Origin of the sequence: Planotetraspora mira (assembly GCF_016863275.1) — a bacterium.
Lineage (GTDB): Bacteria > Actinomycetota > Actinomycetes > Streptosporangiales > Streptosporangiaceae > Planotetraspora > Planotetraspora mira.
In genome coordinates this window covers 12,057-25,913 of record NZ_BOOO01000035.1, presented here as the reverse complement: position 1 = coordinate 25,913, position 13,857 = coordinate 12,057, and the positions used below count along the sequence as shown (strand labels likewise).

Here is a 13,857-nt window from a genome sequence, read left to right as displayed (position 1 = left end):
GATCAGCGGGCCGCGTGCTTGATGAGGTCGGCGGTCACGGCGGGTTGGGAGATCATCGCGACGTGCGAGGCACCGACCTCGCGCACCTGCGACCCGGCCCGCCGCGCCATGAACCGCTGCGCCTCGGCGGGCAGCACCTGGTCGTTCCTGGCGACGAGGTAGTAGGAGGGAATGGTCTTCCACGCCGGGGCTCCGGAGGGCTCCCCGAGGGTGCGGGCGTCGGCGGGCCGCTGGCCGGCGTGCATCAGGTCGGTGGTCGATTTCGGTACGTCACCGGCGAAGACGTCGTGGAAGAACTCCTTCTTGATGTAGCCGTCGACGAGGCCCTCACCGTAGGGCCGGAAGTCCAGCGCTGCCTCGCTGAGCTTGCTGCCCGGGAACCTCGTCTGCAGTGCCAGCAGCGACTCACCCTCGTCGGGGGCGAACGCGGCCACGTAGACCAGTGCCTTCACGTTCGGGTTGCCGGCCGCGGCGTTCGTGGCGACGATCCCGCCGTAGGAGTGCGCGGCCACGACGATCGGGCCGCTGAGGGTGGCGAGAACACTGGCCAGGTAGGCGGAGTCGGTGGCCACGCTGCGCAGCGGGTTCGCGGGCGCGATGACCTGATAGCCGTCGCGGATGAGCTTGGCGGCGACGCCGTTCCAGCCGGAGGCGTCGGCGAACGCGCCGTGCACGAGGACCACCGTGGGTTTGGGCTTGGCTCCCGTCCGGGGAAGCGCCTGCGCCTCGGACGTTCCCAGCAGCGCGCCGGTCGCGACCGCGGCGGATCCGGCCAGCACAGCTCGGCGAGTCGTCGTCATGATGTTGTACCTTTCACCTCGAATTGCGATCAATGTTGATTCCGGGCACTTGACGATCACTGAACGAGCGATTCAATCGTCGTCCAGTACGCCGATTTAGCGTGCGGCCATGAAATCGGCGAAAAGCGAAAGCGCCCGGATCTGGGGCCTGCGGTTCCACCTGCTTTTCTACGTCCTGGGCAATCTGGCTCAGGTCATCGTGTGGTGGGTCTACGACCCCGACCACTTTTTCTGGCCCCTGTGGTCGATCGTCTTCTGGGGCATCGGGCTGGCCTTCCATTTCTGGGGTGTCTACTCGCAGCCCAAATCCGGAACCGAGTACTGAGCCGTGTCGTTCTTCGCCGAGTTCGTGCGCGCCCCCATGACGGTCGGTGCGGTCGCGCCGAGCGGTCCGGCGTTGGCCATGGCGGCGACGGCGGTGGTGCCCCGGACCGGTTCCCCGGTCGTGGTGGAACTCGGTCCGGGCACCGGCGCCTTCACCGGCGCCATCCAGCGGCGCCTCGCGGGTCGCGGCCGGCACATCGCCGTCGAGATCAACCCACGGTTCGCATGGCGGTTGGCCGAACTCCATCCGGCGGTCGACGTCGTGACCGCGGACGCGGCCGGCCTTGCCACGGTGCTGACGCAGCGCGGGCTCAACGAGGCCGATGTCGTGGTCAGCGGCCTTCCGTGGGCGGCGTTCACCGAGAATAGGCAGCGTGACGTGCTGTCCTCGGTGTCCGCGGCGCTGCCGTCGCACGGCGTGTTCACCACCTTCGCGTACGTGCACGCCCGATGGGCACCACCCGCGCGGACGCTGCTGCGATCACTGCGGTCACGCTTCGACGAGGTCGTCGTCAGCCGGACGGTGTGGGCCAACCTCCCGCCCGCGCTGGTCTACTACTGCCGTCGCCCCAACACCCGCTGAGCGGTCAGGTCGGCGAGCAGTCGCTCAGCGCGATGCGCGAACAGGTGCGCCCCTGGCGCAACGACAGGCTGCTCCACACGGACTGCCAGAACTTGCCAGCATGCCCCAGAATGTCCGCCATGGATTCCCCCTTGATCCTGGCCAGTCTGCCTTTCGCCCTCGGCATCGTCATGCTCGGCCTGGGTCTCGGCCTGACCCTGGACGACTTCCGTCGGGTGGGCCAGTATCCGAAGGCGGCCGTGGTTGCGCTGCTGTGCCAGATCGTGCTGCTGCCGGCGATCTGCTTCGGCCTGGTGGTGGCGTTCCGGCTCCCGCCGGAACTGGCGGTCGGGATGATGGTGGTCGCGGCGTCGCCCGGTGGCCCCACAGCCAACCTGTTCAGCCACCTGTTCGGCGGGAACGTCGCGCTGAACGTCACGCTCACCGCGGTCAACTCGGTGCTGGTTGTGGTCACCCTGCCGATCGTGGTGAACCTCTCGGCCGGGTACTTCCTCCCCGGCGGGGCCACCCTCGGGCTGCAGTTCGACAAGTTGCAGCAGGTATTCGTGATGGTGCTCGGGCCGGTCGCGATCGGGATGCTCGTGCGCGCGCTGGCACCGCGGGTGGCGCAGCGGCTCAACCTCCCCGTCCGGGTGCTGTCAGTCGTGGTCCTGGTCACGGTCATCTCCGCCGTGCTGTACGGCGAGCGGGAGAACCTCGTCGACTATTTCGTCTCGGTCGGGCTGGCCGTGCTGGCTTTCAACATCGTGAGCCTGCTGATCGGCTACGGCGTGCCGCGCCTGGCCGGCGTCGATCACGGCGCGGCCACCGCGGCCGGGTTCGAGATCGGTATTCACAACACCGCACTCGCCATCACGATCGCACTGAGCCCGGCGCTGTTGAACAGTGCCGAGATCGCCATCCCGGGTGCGGTGTACGGCATTGTCATGTTCTTCACGGCGCCCGGGTTCGGCTCGTTGATCAGCCGTCGAACTCGAACGAGCTCCGCCCTGTGACCCTTCTCGGCCCGTATGGCCTGATGTCGTGATCTGACACCGAAGGCGGCTCCCCGCGACGGTGTCGCTCGTGCCGAGCAGTGCGATCAAAGCTCGGCAAGGAACCTCTCTGCGCGGCGGGCGAAGAGGTGAGACTCGCGTTCGTTGGACTGGTCGCGGGCTTTTTCGGCAGCGGCTCGAACGACTTCGGCAGGTTCGCCGCGGGCGTGGAGCAGGCGCGCCCGCAGCAGCAGGACAAGTCCTTCGGCGTAGCGTTGGCCGTAGGCCTCCAGTGCCTGGTCCGCTCGGTCGAGGGCGACGGCCGCCTTGTCCGGCCTACCGGCGGCCAACCACATCTCGGCGAGCAGTCCCTGGTGGTACGCGACGCCCCACCGCGGCGGGTCTACCAGCGTCTCGGCCACGAGCTGTTCGGCCTCCGCCGCGATGCCGGCCGGGTCGTCGCCGGTGAGGGCACGGGCCCAGTACCAGTTCAGCCGGATGTAGTGCTCCTGCTGCATGGCGGCGCGGCCGGTGCCCACGGCCGTCCACCGGTTGATCGTGCGCATCACCCAGCCCGCGTCACCGGCCATCGAGGCGATGATGGTGATGTAGTAGGCCCAGGTCGCGACCGCATACGAGTCATCGGGGCCGTTCCACTTGTTGATCATGGCCGTCGCCGTCTCGGCGTCCCCGTGTAGTGCCGTCACGACGGCCTGCCAACCGGGCCACTCACCCGAGACGTCACGCCGGATCGGGCTCTCGCTGTGCGAGGAGACGACCCCGTCAAGAAGGGCGGGGTTGTTCTCGCTGAAGCACCGGTATGCCTCGCCGATGTTGCCGATGTCCCACTGGTGCAGGCCCCAGGCTTGCCGGCCGTACGCTCGGACGACTGGATCGGAGGACGCCTCCCCTTGGTCGTACAGCCGGCGGACCAGACGAACCCGGTCCCACTCCAGGAAGGTGTAGGCCCCGAACAGGCGAGCGAAGAGGAGGCCCGCGGCCTCTACCTCCCGGCCGAGTTGGCGGGCCAGAAGTTCCGCTCGCTCCAGCAGATCGAAAGTCGTGCCGCCGAACCCGGCTTGCCGACGCGGGGCGATGGCGAGGAGCGAGAGGGCGGAGAGCTCGAGTTCCGGGAGCCCGGCGGTCCGCGCGATCTGGGCGGCTGATTCCAGGTGCCGATCTGCGGCGGCGAACGCGAGCTTGGCCGCCGCGCGACGACCTGCGCGCTTCAGCGCCTCTGCGGTACGAACCGGGTCGGCGAGCGGCCTGGCGGCCCACAGGTGGAAGGCGAGGCGTTCGGTGATGGACTCGTCATCCGCTTGGCTTTCTTCGAGCGCGTCCGCGACCCGCAGGTGCAGCCGGATGGCCCGCCCGTGCGCCGTGGTCTCCGTGACCGATTCGCGAACCAGGTCGTGCGTGAAGCGCCACGCGAACGGGTCCTCCGGCTCCGATTCGAGCAGGCCGAGCGCGCGCAGCGGTTCGAGGCGTTCGAGACAGTCCGCGACGTCTGCACCGGCGGCGCGGGCGAGTAAGCCGAGCTCGACGTCGCGGCCGATCAGCGCCGCGACCTGCAAAAGGTCGCGAGCGTCGTCGTCGAGGCCGGCCATCCGATCGCGGACGACGTCGCGCACGGTGGACGGCACCCCGGCCCGGGCCGATGCGTCACCGTCGCCGAGCGCGCCACGGTCGCTGAGAAGCCGCGCCAGTTCGCGGACGAAGAAGGGATTGCCGGCGGTGCGAACGTGGATGTTGCGGGCGATGTCCGTCCTGGGTTCGTGGCCGGTCTCGCGGCGGATGAGTTCGGCCACGGCGGTCAGATCGAGCGGGCCGAGCCGGATCCTGCGGTGGCTGGGCAGCCGGCTGGCCGCGGCCAGTGCCCGCGAAAGGTCGGAGCCGGGTGTCGGTGCGCGGTCGCGAAGGGCGCCGATGATCGCGGTGCCGGCGGGTAGCCGGCCCACTACGTGGCCGAACAGCTGGAGCGAGGCGGCATCGATCCATTGAAGATCGTCCATGACCAGCAGCATCGGCTGTTCGGCCGAAGCCTGGCCGATAACAGTGACGACCTGCTCGAACAGGCGGAACTGGGCACGGCTGCCGGCAACCGGCGGTGCGGCGTCATCGTCTCCGGATTCGAGGAGACGACCGAGTTCGCCGGCCCGCCACTTCTCACGCGCCGACGCGGGCAGGCTGTCGACGACAACGGTGAGTGCCTGCTCCCATGGCCACATCGATGGTGTTCCGTCGCCTTCCAAGCAGGAAGCCCAGACGACGAGAGCGCCACGCCGGTCCGCGACGGCGGCGGCCTCTTCCAGCAGGCGCGTCTTCCCCGCGCCCGGTTCGCCTTCGACGATGCCGAGCCCGGTGCGGCCGGTGAGCGCCGCCTCGATGGCCTGCCGCAGTACGCCGAGTTCCTCGCTCCGGCCGACCAGTCCGGCTGCCTGCCTCGCCGGTGCCCGGTCACCCTCATTCTCCGTGCTCGTCGCCACCGGCGGCTTTGAGGTCTGCGTCAGCACACGCAGGTGCGCGGCCTGCAGCGCCGGGCCGGGGTCGATGCCGAGCTCCTCGGCGAGGCGGTCACGGACCGCGTGGAACGCTGACAGCGCCTCCGCCTGCCGTCCAGCGGCGCCGAGGGTGGCGATGAGGCCGGCATGTACGGGTTCGTGGAACAGCGCCATCGACGCGGCCAACTGCAACGGCGGGATCACTCGCTCCGGTCGATGTAACGCCACGGCCAGTTCGGCCGCCGCCTCACAGGCGACGTAGAACTCGTCGTCGAGGGCGGCCAAGACCGGCATCGCGATCGATCCATGGGAAAGTCCGTCCCCCGCGGGTCCCTGCCAGAGGCCGAGCGCTGTGACGTAGTGGTCAAGCGCCACTTCGCGAGCTTGCTCGGCGAGGGCGGCCTGGGCGGCTTCGAGGAGTTCCCGGAACGTGACGAGGTCGAGCGTGCCGGGTCCGGCGCTGAACACGTACGCGTCGCCGCGGCGGTGCAGGTACGTACCGGCTGCCCGGGCGGGGACCGCGGGTTCGAGCACCCGCCGCAATGCCCCGACGTACTTCTGGATGATGTTGAGCGCGCTGGCGGGGGGGTCCTCGGCCCAGATCAGGTCGATCAATTCTCTCGTGCTGACTGGACGGCCCGCGCGCGCCAGGAGCAGGGCCAACAGCTGCGCCTGCTGTCGGGGGCCGGCGTCCAGTTCGACGCCATCGCGCCACAACCGCAACGGACCGAGGATCTGTAGGCGCAGCGAACCGGCGCCGACTAACAGACCTTCGCCGTCGGGCCTAACGGGACGGGCTGGCCCAGTCACGTCTGTCGACTCCCGGATGGGCATTACAGATTTGTCCGCCTGCGACCCATTTCGGACCGCAGTGTGCACCGAGTCTACTGGTCCAGGATTGGTCGCAGAAGGGTCGGCGGACACGCCACCTCAAGCCGGGTCGAATGAACGAGCGGAACGCCGGAAAGGCGTGATCGAACGCGTCCGCCGCGACCTACACGCAGACACCAGCCGACAGGGAAGGCGACGTTCAGTACTTTCGATATTCGTTCAGTCGTAGTCAAGTTCGCATTCGTATGTTGAGGCTGGGGCGCCGGTGAGGCGCTTCTACGCTCGCCGTGACCTCCTTGAAAGCGACGACCCGTCTGCGCAGGCACATGACCTGCCTCCCACACCAGCCTATGCGTAACCCGAGCCATAAGGAGCGTTGGATGCCGACTCGCGTTAACCGGCAGACCGTCGATCTATCCGCCTATCCCGACCTCATGGTCCTTTACCTCGGCATGCGGGTGAATCGTCTGTACGGGATCCGGACCTTCTTCAGCTTCGGCCGGAAGATCAGTGAGTCGGTCGCGGGCAAGCCGGACGGGCTGCTGCTGCACGAGCCCGTGTACTACTCGTTCTTCCCGATGAACATGGGGATGCGCCAGTACTGGCGGGACCTGCCGTCGCTGCTCACCTTCGCCCGCTCCGAGCCGCATCGGGAGTGGTGGCTGGCCTTCCTGCGGGACTCGGGCGGAACCGGTTTCTGGCACGAGACGTACTCGATCAGGGGCGGCATGGAGGCGGTCTACGACGACGTGCCCAAGCCGCTCGGGTTCGGACGGTTCGCCGGGATCCGGCGCGCTCGTGGACCCATGTTCGGTTCCGCGGCTCGTCTGGGACGCACCGAGCACGGCAGCCCGGTCCTGAGCGAGACGGACCTCTACGAGTCCTAGTCGCTCTGACAACGCAGGCGGCGGTGATCACTGAGCGCGTCCCGAATGCTTTTCGCCAGATATGTGTGAGCGTCGCCGCCTTCCAAAGCTGCGACGTTAAGCTCTCCGATCAGCAGGGCGTCCGCGTCAGGCATCGCTCGGGGGCCGGTCTGACGGGCGCAACGCGGGTCGGACGGATTCGGCTGGGTCGCGGTGAGAGATTTCTCCGGGGCCGTGTCGATCCGCGAGCCGCTCGTTCGACGTGAGGGTGCGAGGGTCGAGAGGCGGCCCCGCCGGATGAGGAGAACGCGATGCCGAAGTACCTGCTGATCATGCGGGGCACCGACGAGTCGAACGCGGCCATGATGGCCAACATCCACGAGATGATGGCCGAGACCCGCCAGTTCATCGAGGAGGCGGTCAAGGCCGGCGTTCTCCTCGCGGCGGAAGGGCTGGACGATCCGGGCCAGGGCGTCGTGGTCGACTTCAGCGGCGAGGTCCCGGTGGTCACGGACGGGCCGTACGGCGAGACCAAGGAACTGTTCGGGGGCTTCTTCATGCTCGACGTCGCCTCGAAACAAGAGGCGGTCGAGTGGGCCAAGCGGGTCCCGGCGGCCCCCGGGGCCAAGATCGAGATCCGGCGGGTGCCCGGGGACGACGAGGTCCCGCAGGTCGACGAGTGATCGTAAAGGACTGGGCCGGGAGCGAGAGCACCGGCCGGATCTGATGGGTACGGCCGACGTCGAGGCCGTCTGGCGGATCGAGTCGGCGCGGATCGTCGCCGCGCTGACCCGGTTCACCGGCGATTTCGGGCTGGCCGAGGATGCCGCCCAGGAGGCGGTGGCCGAGGCGCTGGTGTCGTGGCCGCTCACCTCTCCGGCGAATCCGGCCGGCTGGCTGATGGCCACGGCCCGGCGGCGGGCGATTGACGCGATCCGCCGCCGGACCGCCCTGCAGGACCGATACGCCCTGCTTGCGGCTGACCCGGCGGCGGACCCGGCGGTCGACGAGGACATCGACCCCGACCGGATCGACGACGACGTGCTGGCGCTGATGTTCGTCAGCTGCCACCCGGTGCTCTCCCCCGAGGCCCGGGTGGCGCTGACCCTGCGCGTGGTCGGCGGCCTGTCCACCGAACAGATCGCCCGCGCGTTCCTGGTAGCCGTGCCGACCGTGCAGGCCCGCATCACCCGGGCGAAGAAGACGATCGCGGCGGCCGGGGTGCCGTTCGAGCTCCCGCCGGCCGCCGAGCGCCGGGAACGGCTGGGCGGCGTGCTCAGCGTCATCTACGTGATCTTCACCGAGGGGTCGACGGCCACCTCGGGCGACCGGCTGCTACGCCCCGACGTCGCGTACGAGGCGATCCGGCTGGCCCGCACGCTGGCCGCGCTGCAACCGGACGAGCCCGAGGTGCACGGCCTGCTCGCGCTGTGCGAGCTGACGGCCGCACGTTTCCCGGCCCGGACCGGCCCGGACGGCTCGCCGATCCTGCTGGCGGACCAGGATCGGCGGCGGTGGGACATCTCGGCGATCCGCCGTGGGCTGGCCGCGCTGGCCAAGGCATCGACTCGCGGGCTCGGCCCCTACGGCCTGCAGGCCGCGATCGCCGCCACCCACGCGTCGGCGCCCTCTGTCGAGGCAACCGACTGGGACCGAATCGTGGTGCTCTACGAGGCACTCGGCCGGGTCGCGCCCTCGCCGGTGGTCGAGCTCAACCGGGCCGTCGCCGTGGCCATGGCCTCGGGTCCCGCGCAAGCCCTGGCCATCGTGGACGAGCTGATCGCCTCGGACCGGCTCCCCGGTTCGCATCTGGTCCCGACCGTACGCGGTGAGCTGCTGGCCCGCCTCGGTCGGCGACCGGAGGCGCGCGCCGAGCTGGAGCTGGCGGCCCGGTTGTGCGCCAACGAGCGTGAACGCTCAGTGCTGCTGCGCAAGGCGGCCGCGCTGGGCTGACTTCTCCAGCGCGGCACCGTGATCGGCTCGGGGCGTTCTGGCTGTTCATCCACGCCGTCGAAACGGACTGTCGCAGACAGTGCTGGATGATGTATCAGCGAACGAGCAGTATCAATGCGATGAAGGCTGCGAGCACGAGGACCATGGCCGCAGCGATTGGGCCACGAGCGCTGGCTCCGATGACGACGCGGCCCCGCGTGATTTCCCGATTCAACGCACGGTAACGGACGGTGGCGTAGCCGAAGCCGGTGATTGCCGCGCCTACGAGCACGCCGCCTGCGGCAAATGCGTAGACCTCGTTGTGTGAGCCGAACTTCGCCGCTCCCAGACCGAAGGCCATCATGGCCAAGCTCGTCCGCAGCCAGGCGAGGTAAGTGCGCTCGTTGGCCAGGTGCTCGCGAACCCGGAGATCTCCGGCTGCGATGGACGACTCGTTCACCGATCAGGCACTCCCCGTCCGACCGATTGGGCCCTCGTCGCGACCCGTTCAGGGCAAGCCGTAATCCGCAATGGCACGATGATACAAGAGGTTATGCCAGGTGGGGGCCTCGGGAAGAGGCTCAAGCCAGTCGGGGGAGGCGATGAACCTTGAGTGGTCCCCTACGCGGAAGCGAGCCTGATCATCCCTCGCCTGACGGGGTCAGAGAGCGAAAAGTCGTCAAGCCGACTCCCCCCGAGCTCATGGAGGACGCCGGGACCGGTCTGGACTACGGGATTCGGCCGGATCGCACGCCTGGCTACATCACCCCGATCGACCGCTTCTTCCTTCGCAGCCACGCACCGACCCCCCATCTGGACGCGGCGAGATGGTCGCTCCGGATCGAAGGAAGTGGGGTACGCGAGCCGATCACCTACAGCTACGCCGATCTGTGGGATCACTTTCCGCTGATCTCAATGGTCCGAACGATCGAGTGCGCCGGTAACCGCCGTGTGCTGTTCGGCGAGGAGTACGAGCGCAAGTTCGAGGGAACCCAGTGGGGCCGCGGCGCGATCAGCACTGCCGAATGGACCGGCGTCCGGTTGCGCGACCTGCTCGAACCGGCGGAGATCACCCCAAGAGCCCGCGAGGTCATGCCGGAAGCGCTCGACGAGATCCAGGCCCGCCGGCCCATGCCGCTGGCCAAGGCGCTTGCCGACGACACCCTGCTCGCGCTGGCCATGAACGGCGAGACGCTGCCGCTCGATCATGGGTACCCGGCTCGGGTCGTGGTGTCCGGATGGCTCGGTGCCGCCAGCATCAAGTGGGTGGGCCGGATCGAAGTCTCCGAACATCCGCTGCACGTTCCGTGGAACACCGAAGACTACGTACTGATCGGTCCGGACTACCCTCCGCAGGCACCCTCACTCGGTATGCCGATCACCGGCATACCGGTGGCGAGCCTGGTGGAACTGTCCTGGCCAGCACGGCTGCGGCCGGTACCGCAAGTCATCCGGGGGCGTGCGTTCGCGGGAGAGAATCAGGTCACGGCGGTCGAATACCGCATCGACGAGGGTTCCTGGCAGGAGGCGTCCCTGGCTCCGCCGGAGATACCGGGCGCGTGGGTACGCTGGCAGTTCAGCTGGGATCCCGAACCCGGCGATCACACCATCCGGGTACGCGCCACCGACGACCAGGGCCATACCCAGCCCGACACCGTCCCATGGAATGACCTGGGCTACTGCTACCACCCGGTGCTGTCTCACCCCATCCGAGTCGAATCCACGACCTGAGGCCCATCAGGGCTCGGAGAACAGGCGGGCGAACTCATGACCGAAATCATCGCAGGGGTGGAGGTTCCCGAGACGGCGGCGGTCGCCGAGGCCACCCGCCACATCCGAGGGATGACCAGCCCCCTCATCTTCCATCACTCCCGGCGCGTCTTCTTCTTCGCCGCGCTTCACGCTCGCGAGGTCGGTCTGCGGCTGGACCCGGAGCTGCTCTACCTGTCCGCCATTTTCCACGATCTCGGCCTGCTGACGCCCTTCTCCGACGTGGAGCAGCGCTTCGAGCTCGATGGCGCCGACCACGCACGCAAGTTCCTGCTCGACCGCGGTTTTCCGACCACGGCCGCCGATGTGGTCTGGGAAGCCATCGCGCTGCACAGCACGCCGGGGATTCCCTACCGGATGGGCCCGGAGATCGCCGCCACGCACCACGGCGTGCTGACCGACGTGCAGGGCGTGGGCTTGGACAAGCTGGATCGTGGCCTGGTGGACGAGATCACCGCTGTTCATCCGCACGGCGACTTCAAGAACGGGTTCCTGCAAGCTCTTCTCGAGGGAACCAGAGACCGCCCGGACACCACCTACGGCACCATTAGTGCGGACGTATTGGTGCACTTCATACCCGGTTTCCGTCACGTCAGCATGGTCGAGCGCGTCATGGGTTCGGCCTGGCCGAGCTGATCTTCCTGCCGGATTCCGGAGGCATCACCAGAACAGGCGACCGAATCGGTCCGGCGCGTCAGTCCGAGGCGCCGCTGCGCCGGGCGTAGGCGCGGGCGGCGCGGACGCGGTCGCCGCAGCGGGTGGAGCACCAGTGGCGCCGGCCGTGGGTGCGCATGAGGAACCGGTCGCAGGGGGCGGAGCCGCAGGCGGCGAGGATGCCGGCGTCGGGACCGGTGAGCAGGTCGGCGGCGTCGGCGGCGAGGGTCGCCAGTGCGTGGTTGACGGCCCGATCGGTGGGGTGTGCCTGGATGCGGCGCAGTCCCCGGGCCCCGTCCCAGGCGAGGAGGGGTGCGGTGGGTACAGCCGTGAGTGCCTCGTTCACCGCGCGCAGGGAGTCTTCGGGCGGGGTGGTGCCGTCGACGCGGGCGGCGAACAGGGCGCGTACGTGTGCGCGAAGCACGCGCATCCGCTGTGCGCACACCTCGTACAGCTGCACGTCCGGGGTGGTCAGGTCGTGGGCGGCGAGCCAGCGCATGGCGGATCCGGGGGTGGCGAGCAGGTCGTAGCTCTGGCCGGCGGGCAGGGTCGCGACGGTGTCGGCGAAGTCCAGGGAGCGGTACTGGTCGGCACCTGGAGCTGGGGGCAGAGCGGTCTGCGCTGTGTCGGTGGCCAGGGTGTCGTCCATGTCTCTCATGGTAGCGATTGCATTTTTCCGTGATGCCCGCCTAGTCTTATGTCACGTTAAACACAGATTTTTTTCGTGAGAAATGAGGGAGACGTGATGTCCCAGCTCGATGCCGATCAGTTCCCGGTCCGCACATACGGCGGCCCGACCGCCTTGTTCGAGTACGGCGGCCTGCGGTTTTTGACCGACCCGACGTTCGACGGCCCCGGCGACTACGGCAGGCCCGGCCGCCCGGTCCTGACCAAGACCGCCCCCTCCGCCGGCACCCCCGCCGATCTCGGCCCCATCGACGTGGTCCTGCTCTCCCACGACGAGCACGCCGACAATCTCGACACCTCGGGCCGTGCCCTGCTCGCCGACGTCCCCCTCACCCTGACCACCCCCAGCGGCGGCGAGCGTCTCGGGCAGAAGGTCAAGGGCCTGGCCGACTGGGAGACGGTCGAGTTGGAGCGCCCGGGCGGCGGCACTATCACCGTCACCGGTGTTCCCGCCATCCACGGCCCCGGCCCGCGCGAGAAGGTTGAGCCCTTCACCGGCCAGGTCGTCGGCTTCGTCCTGACCGGAGAGGGCCTGCCGACGGTCTACGTCAGCGGCGACAACGCCTCCCTCGACGCCGTCAAGGAGATCGCCGAGCGCTTCGCCCCGGTGGACACCGCCATCCTGTTCGCCGGCGCACCTCGTTTTCCCATGCTTTTCGACGGCAACCTGATCGTCCTGGACAGCGCGCAGGCCGCCGAGGCCGCCCGGATCCTCGACGCCCGCCGTGTCGTCCCGGCCCACCACGACAGCTGGGCCCACTTCACCGAGGGCCGCGAGGACCTGGAGGCCGCCTTCACCGCCGCGGGCCTGGCCGACCGCCTCGACCAGGACTGGACGCAGCGCTCCTCAGCCTGAACCGCCGCCCAGAACCGAGACGTCATGTCGGGGTCGGGGCCCGAAACATGCCGGGCCCCCACCCCGGCAGCAACCCCCCTCGCACCGCCCCCGGCACCCCAGGCGGCCGTACCGGGCGGCTGGGCTCGCGGTTTTCAAGAGCGCTGTGCGGATGTCCTGCCTCGGCTGATGCGCGATTGTCGGTACGCCGGTGGATACTGCCCGGCATGGCGAGCTTCAAGGACCAGGACCTGACTGATGCCGAGTTCCGCGAGTGTGACTTGACCCGCGCTCGTCTGATCGGGGTGGTAATGCAGGACGCTGTGATCGACGGGCTGGTCACCAATCTGGTGGTCAACGGAGTCGAGGTGACGTCGTACGTCGAAGCCGAGCTTGACCGCCGGTATCCGGTGCGGCTGCTGCTCCGCTCAGCCGATCCGGCGGACCTGCTGCAGGCTGTCCGGCAGCTGCGGGCCGGCTGGGCGGAGACGATCGAGCGGCTGCGAGCGATGCCCAGGGGTTCGGAGCAGCAGCGCGTCGGCGGCGAATGGTCGGCGGTAGAGACCCAGCGCCATCTGGTGTTCGTGCACGACTCGTGGTTCCGCCGCTGCTGTCTGGGATCGACCGAGCCGTTCACCGCGATCGGGTTGGCGTCCGAGTTCGTCCCTGACCAGGAGGAGCAGGGCCTGGACCGAGCGGCGGCCCCCAGTCTCGACGAGGTGCTGGCCGCGCGAGACGTGCAAGGCGCTGAGCTGGAGCGTTGGCTGTCGACGGTGACGGCCGATCAGCTCTCGGCGCCCGCGCCAGTGCCGGCGGGCCCGGGTTGGCCGCCGTATGCCAGGGGAAAGTCGGTGCTGGAGTGCGTTCAGGTGGTACTGAACGAGGAGTGGGCGCACCACGGTTTCTGCGTTCGTGACCTCGATCTACTCGGATCATGAGGGCTCGAGGAACCCGGTCGCCCATCTGCGTCCGGTCGTCGAAACTGTGCCGATGCATCACGCCGACCTCGAAATGCCGACTCTCCATGGGGACGGGTCTGTGGCCGGCGATGAGTTTGGGATGCGTCGCCCGTCTACCTACCGATACCGCCTGACTCGAAG

Annotated in this window: 13 protein-coding genes and 1 pseudogene; 10 read left to right on the top strand and 4 right to left on the bottom strand. The window is 68.8% G+C overall.

The annotated features are described in order from the left end of the window. Nucleotides 1-2 precede the first annotated feature (2 nt). Complete coding sequence (locus Pmi06nite_RS29140; RefSeq protein WP_203956348.1) at nt 3-800, bottom strand: alpha/beta fold hydrolase; 798 nt, start codon at nt 798-800, stop codon at nt 3-5. 109 nt (nt 801-909) lie between these two features. Here Pmi06nite_RS29140 and Pmi06nite_RS29135 point away from each other — a divergent pair, with 109 nt between their 5' ends. The 3 genes from Pmi06nite_RS29135 to Pmi06nite_RS29125 are packed head-to-tail and all read left to right on the top strand — an operon-like array spanning nt 910 to nt 2,702. Next, a complete protein-coding gene (locus Pmi06nite_RS29135; RefSeq protein ID WP_203956347.1) occupies nt 910-1,125 on the top strand; it encodes a 2TM domain-containing protein in 216 nt (71 codons plus the stop codon). Between the two features lie 3 nt (nt 1,126-1,128). Further along, on the top strand, nt 1,129-1,707 hold the full coding sequence (locus Pmi06nite_RS29130) for a class I SAM-dependent methyltransferase (protein WP_239114273.1): 579 nt from the start codon (nt 1,129-1,131) through the stop codon (nt 1,705-1,707). A gap of 32 nt (nt 1,708-1,739) precedes the next feature. After that, nucleotides 1,740-2,702, top strand: coding sequence for a bile acid:sodium symporter family protein (locus Pmi06nite_RS29125; RefSeq protein ID WP_308442534.1), 963 nt, complete (start codon nt 1,740-1,742; stop codon nt 2,700-2,702). Between the two features lie 86 nt (nt 2,703-2,788). Here the strand turns inward: Pmi06nite_RS29125 and Pmi06nite_RS29120 are convergent, their stop codons facing one another. After that, nucleotides 2,789-5,905, bottom strand: coding sequence for a BTAD domain-containing putative transcriptional regulator (locus Pmi06nite_RS29120; protein ID WP_203956346.1), 3,117 nt, complete (start codon nt 5,903-5,905; stop codon nt 2,789-2,791). A 488-nt stretch (nt 5,906-6,393) separates the two neighbouring features. Between Pmi06nite_RS29120 and Pmi06nite_RS29115 the strand changes: the two genes are divergently transcribed. The 3 genes and pseudogenes from Pmi06nite_RS29115 (at nt 6,394) to Pmi06nite_RS29105 (ending at nt 8,832) form a co-directional block, all read left to right on the top strand. After that, entirely contained in the window at nt 6,394-6,900 is a 507-nt protein-coding gene (locus tag Pmi06nite_RS29115; RefSeq protein ID WP_203956345.1) for a monooxygenase family protein, read from the top strand. A 290-nt stretch (nt 6,901-7,190) separates the two neighbouring features. Continuing rightward, nucleotides 7,191-7,606 (top strand): annotated as a pseudogene (locus tag Pmi06nite_RS29110) (YciI family protein). Then, nucleotides 7,606-8,832: an RNA polymerase sigma factor gene (locus Pmi06nite_RS29105; protein ID WP_203956344.1), complete on the top strand. Its 1,227-nt coding sequence runs from the start codon at nt 7,606-7,608 to the stop codon at nt 8,830-8,832. The pseudogene Pmi06nite_RS29110 and the gene Pmi06nite_RS29105 overlap by 1 nt, the downstream one beginning before the upstream one ends. 94 nt (nt 8,833-8,926) lie before the next feature. On the opposite strand, the gene Pmi06nite_RS29100 is transcribed toward Pmi06nite_RS29105, so the two are convergent. Further along, nucleotides 8,927-9,271, bottom strand: coding sequence for a YidH family protein (locus tag Pmi06nite_RS29100; RefSeq protein WP_203956343.1), 345 nt, complete (start codon nt 9,269-9,271; stop codon nt 8,927-8,929). Between the two features lie 242 nt (nt 9,272-9,513). Between Pmi06nite_RS29100 and Pmi06nite_RS29095 the strand changes: the two genes are divergently transcribed. Then, nucleotides 9,514-10,542, top strand: a complete 1,029-nt coding sequence (locus tag Pmi06nite_RS29095; protein WP_203956342.1) for a sulfite oxidase — start codon at nt 9,514-9,516, stop codon at nt 10,540-10,542. A gap of 36 nt (nt 10,543-10,578) precedes the next feature. Next, complete coding sequence (locus tag Pmi06nite_RS29090; RefSeq protein ID WP_203956341.1) at nt 10,579-11,217, top strand: HD domain-containing protein; 639 nt, start codon at nt 10,579-10,581, stop codon at nt 11,215-11,217. A gap of 58 nt (nt 11,218-11,275) precedes the next feature. Here the strand turns inward: Pmi06nite_RS29090 and Pmi06nite_RS29085 are convergent, their stop codons facing one another. Further along, the gene (locus tag Pmi06nite_RS29085) at nt 11,276-11,884 is read right to left on the bottom strand and encodes an ABATE domain-containing protein (RefSeq protein ID WP_203956340.1); all 609 of its coding nucleotides are present in this window, start codon (nt 11,882-11,884) and stop codon (nt 11,276-11,278) included. Between the two features lie 96 nt (nt 11,885-11,980). Between Pmi06nite_RS29085 and Pmi06nite_RS29080 the strand changes: the two genes are divergently transcribed. Further along, nucleotides 11,981-12,778, top strand: coding sequence for an MBL fold metallo-hydrolase (locus tag Pmi06nite_RS29080; RefSeq protein ID WP_203956339.1), 798 nt, complete (start codon nt 11,981-11,983; stop codon nt 12,776-12,778). 206 nt (nt 12,779-12,984) lie between these two features. Continuing rightward, nucleotides 12,985-13,695 carry a DinB family protein gene (locus tag Pmi06nite_RS29075; protein WP_203956338.1) on the top strand — a complete coding sequence of 237 codons (711 nt, stop codon included), beginning with the start codon at nt 12,985-12,987 and terminating at the stop codon, nt 13,693-13,695. Nucleotides 13,696-13,857: the final 162 nt, after the last annotated feature.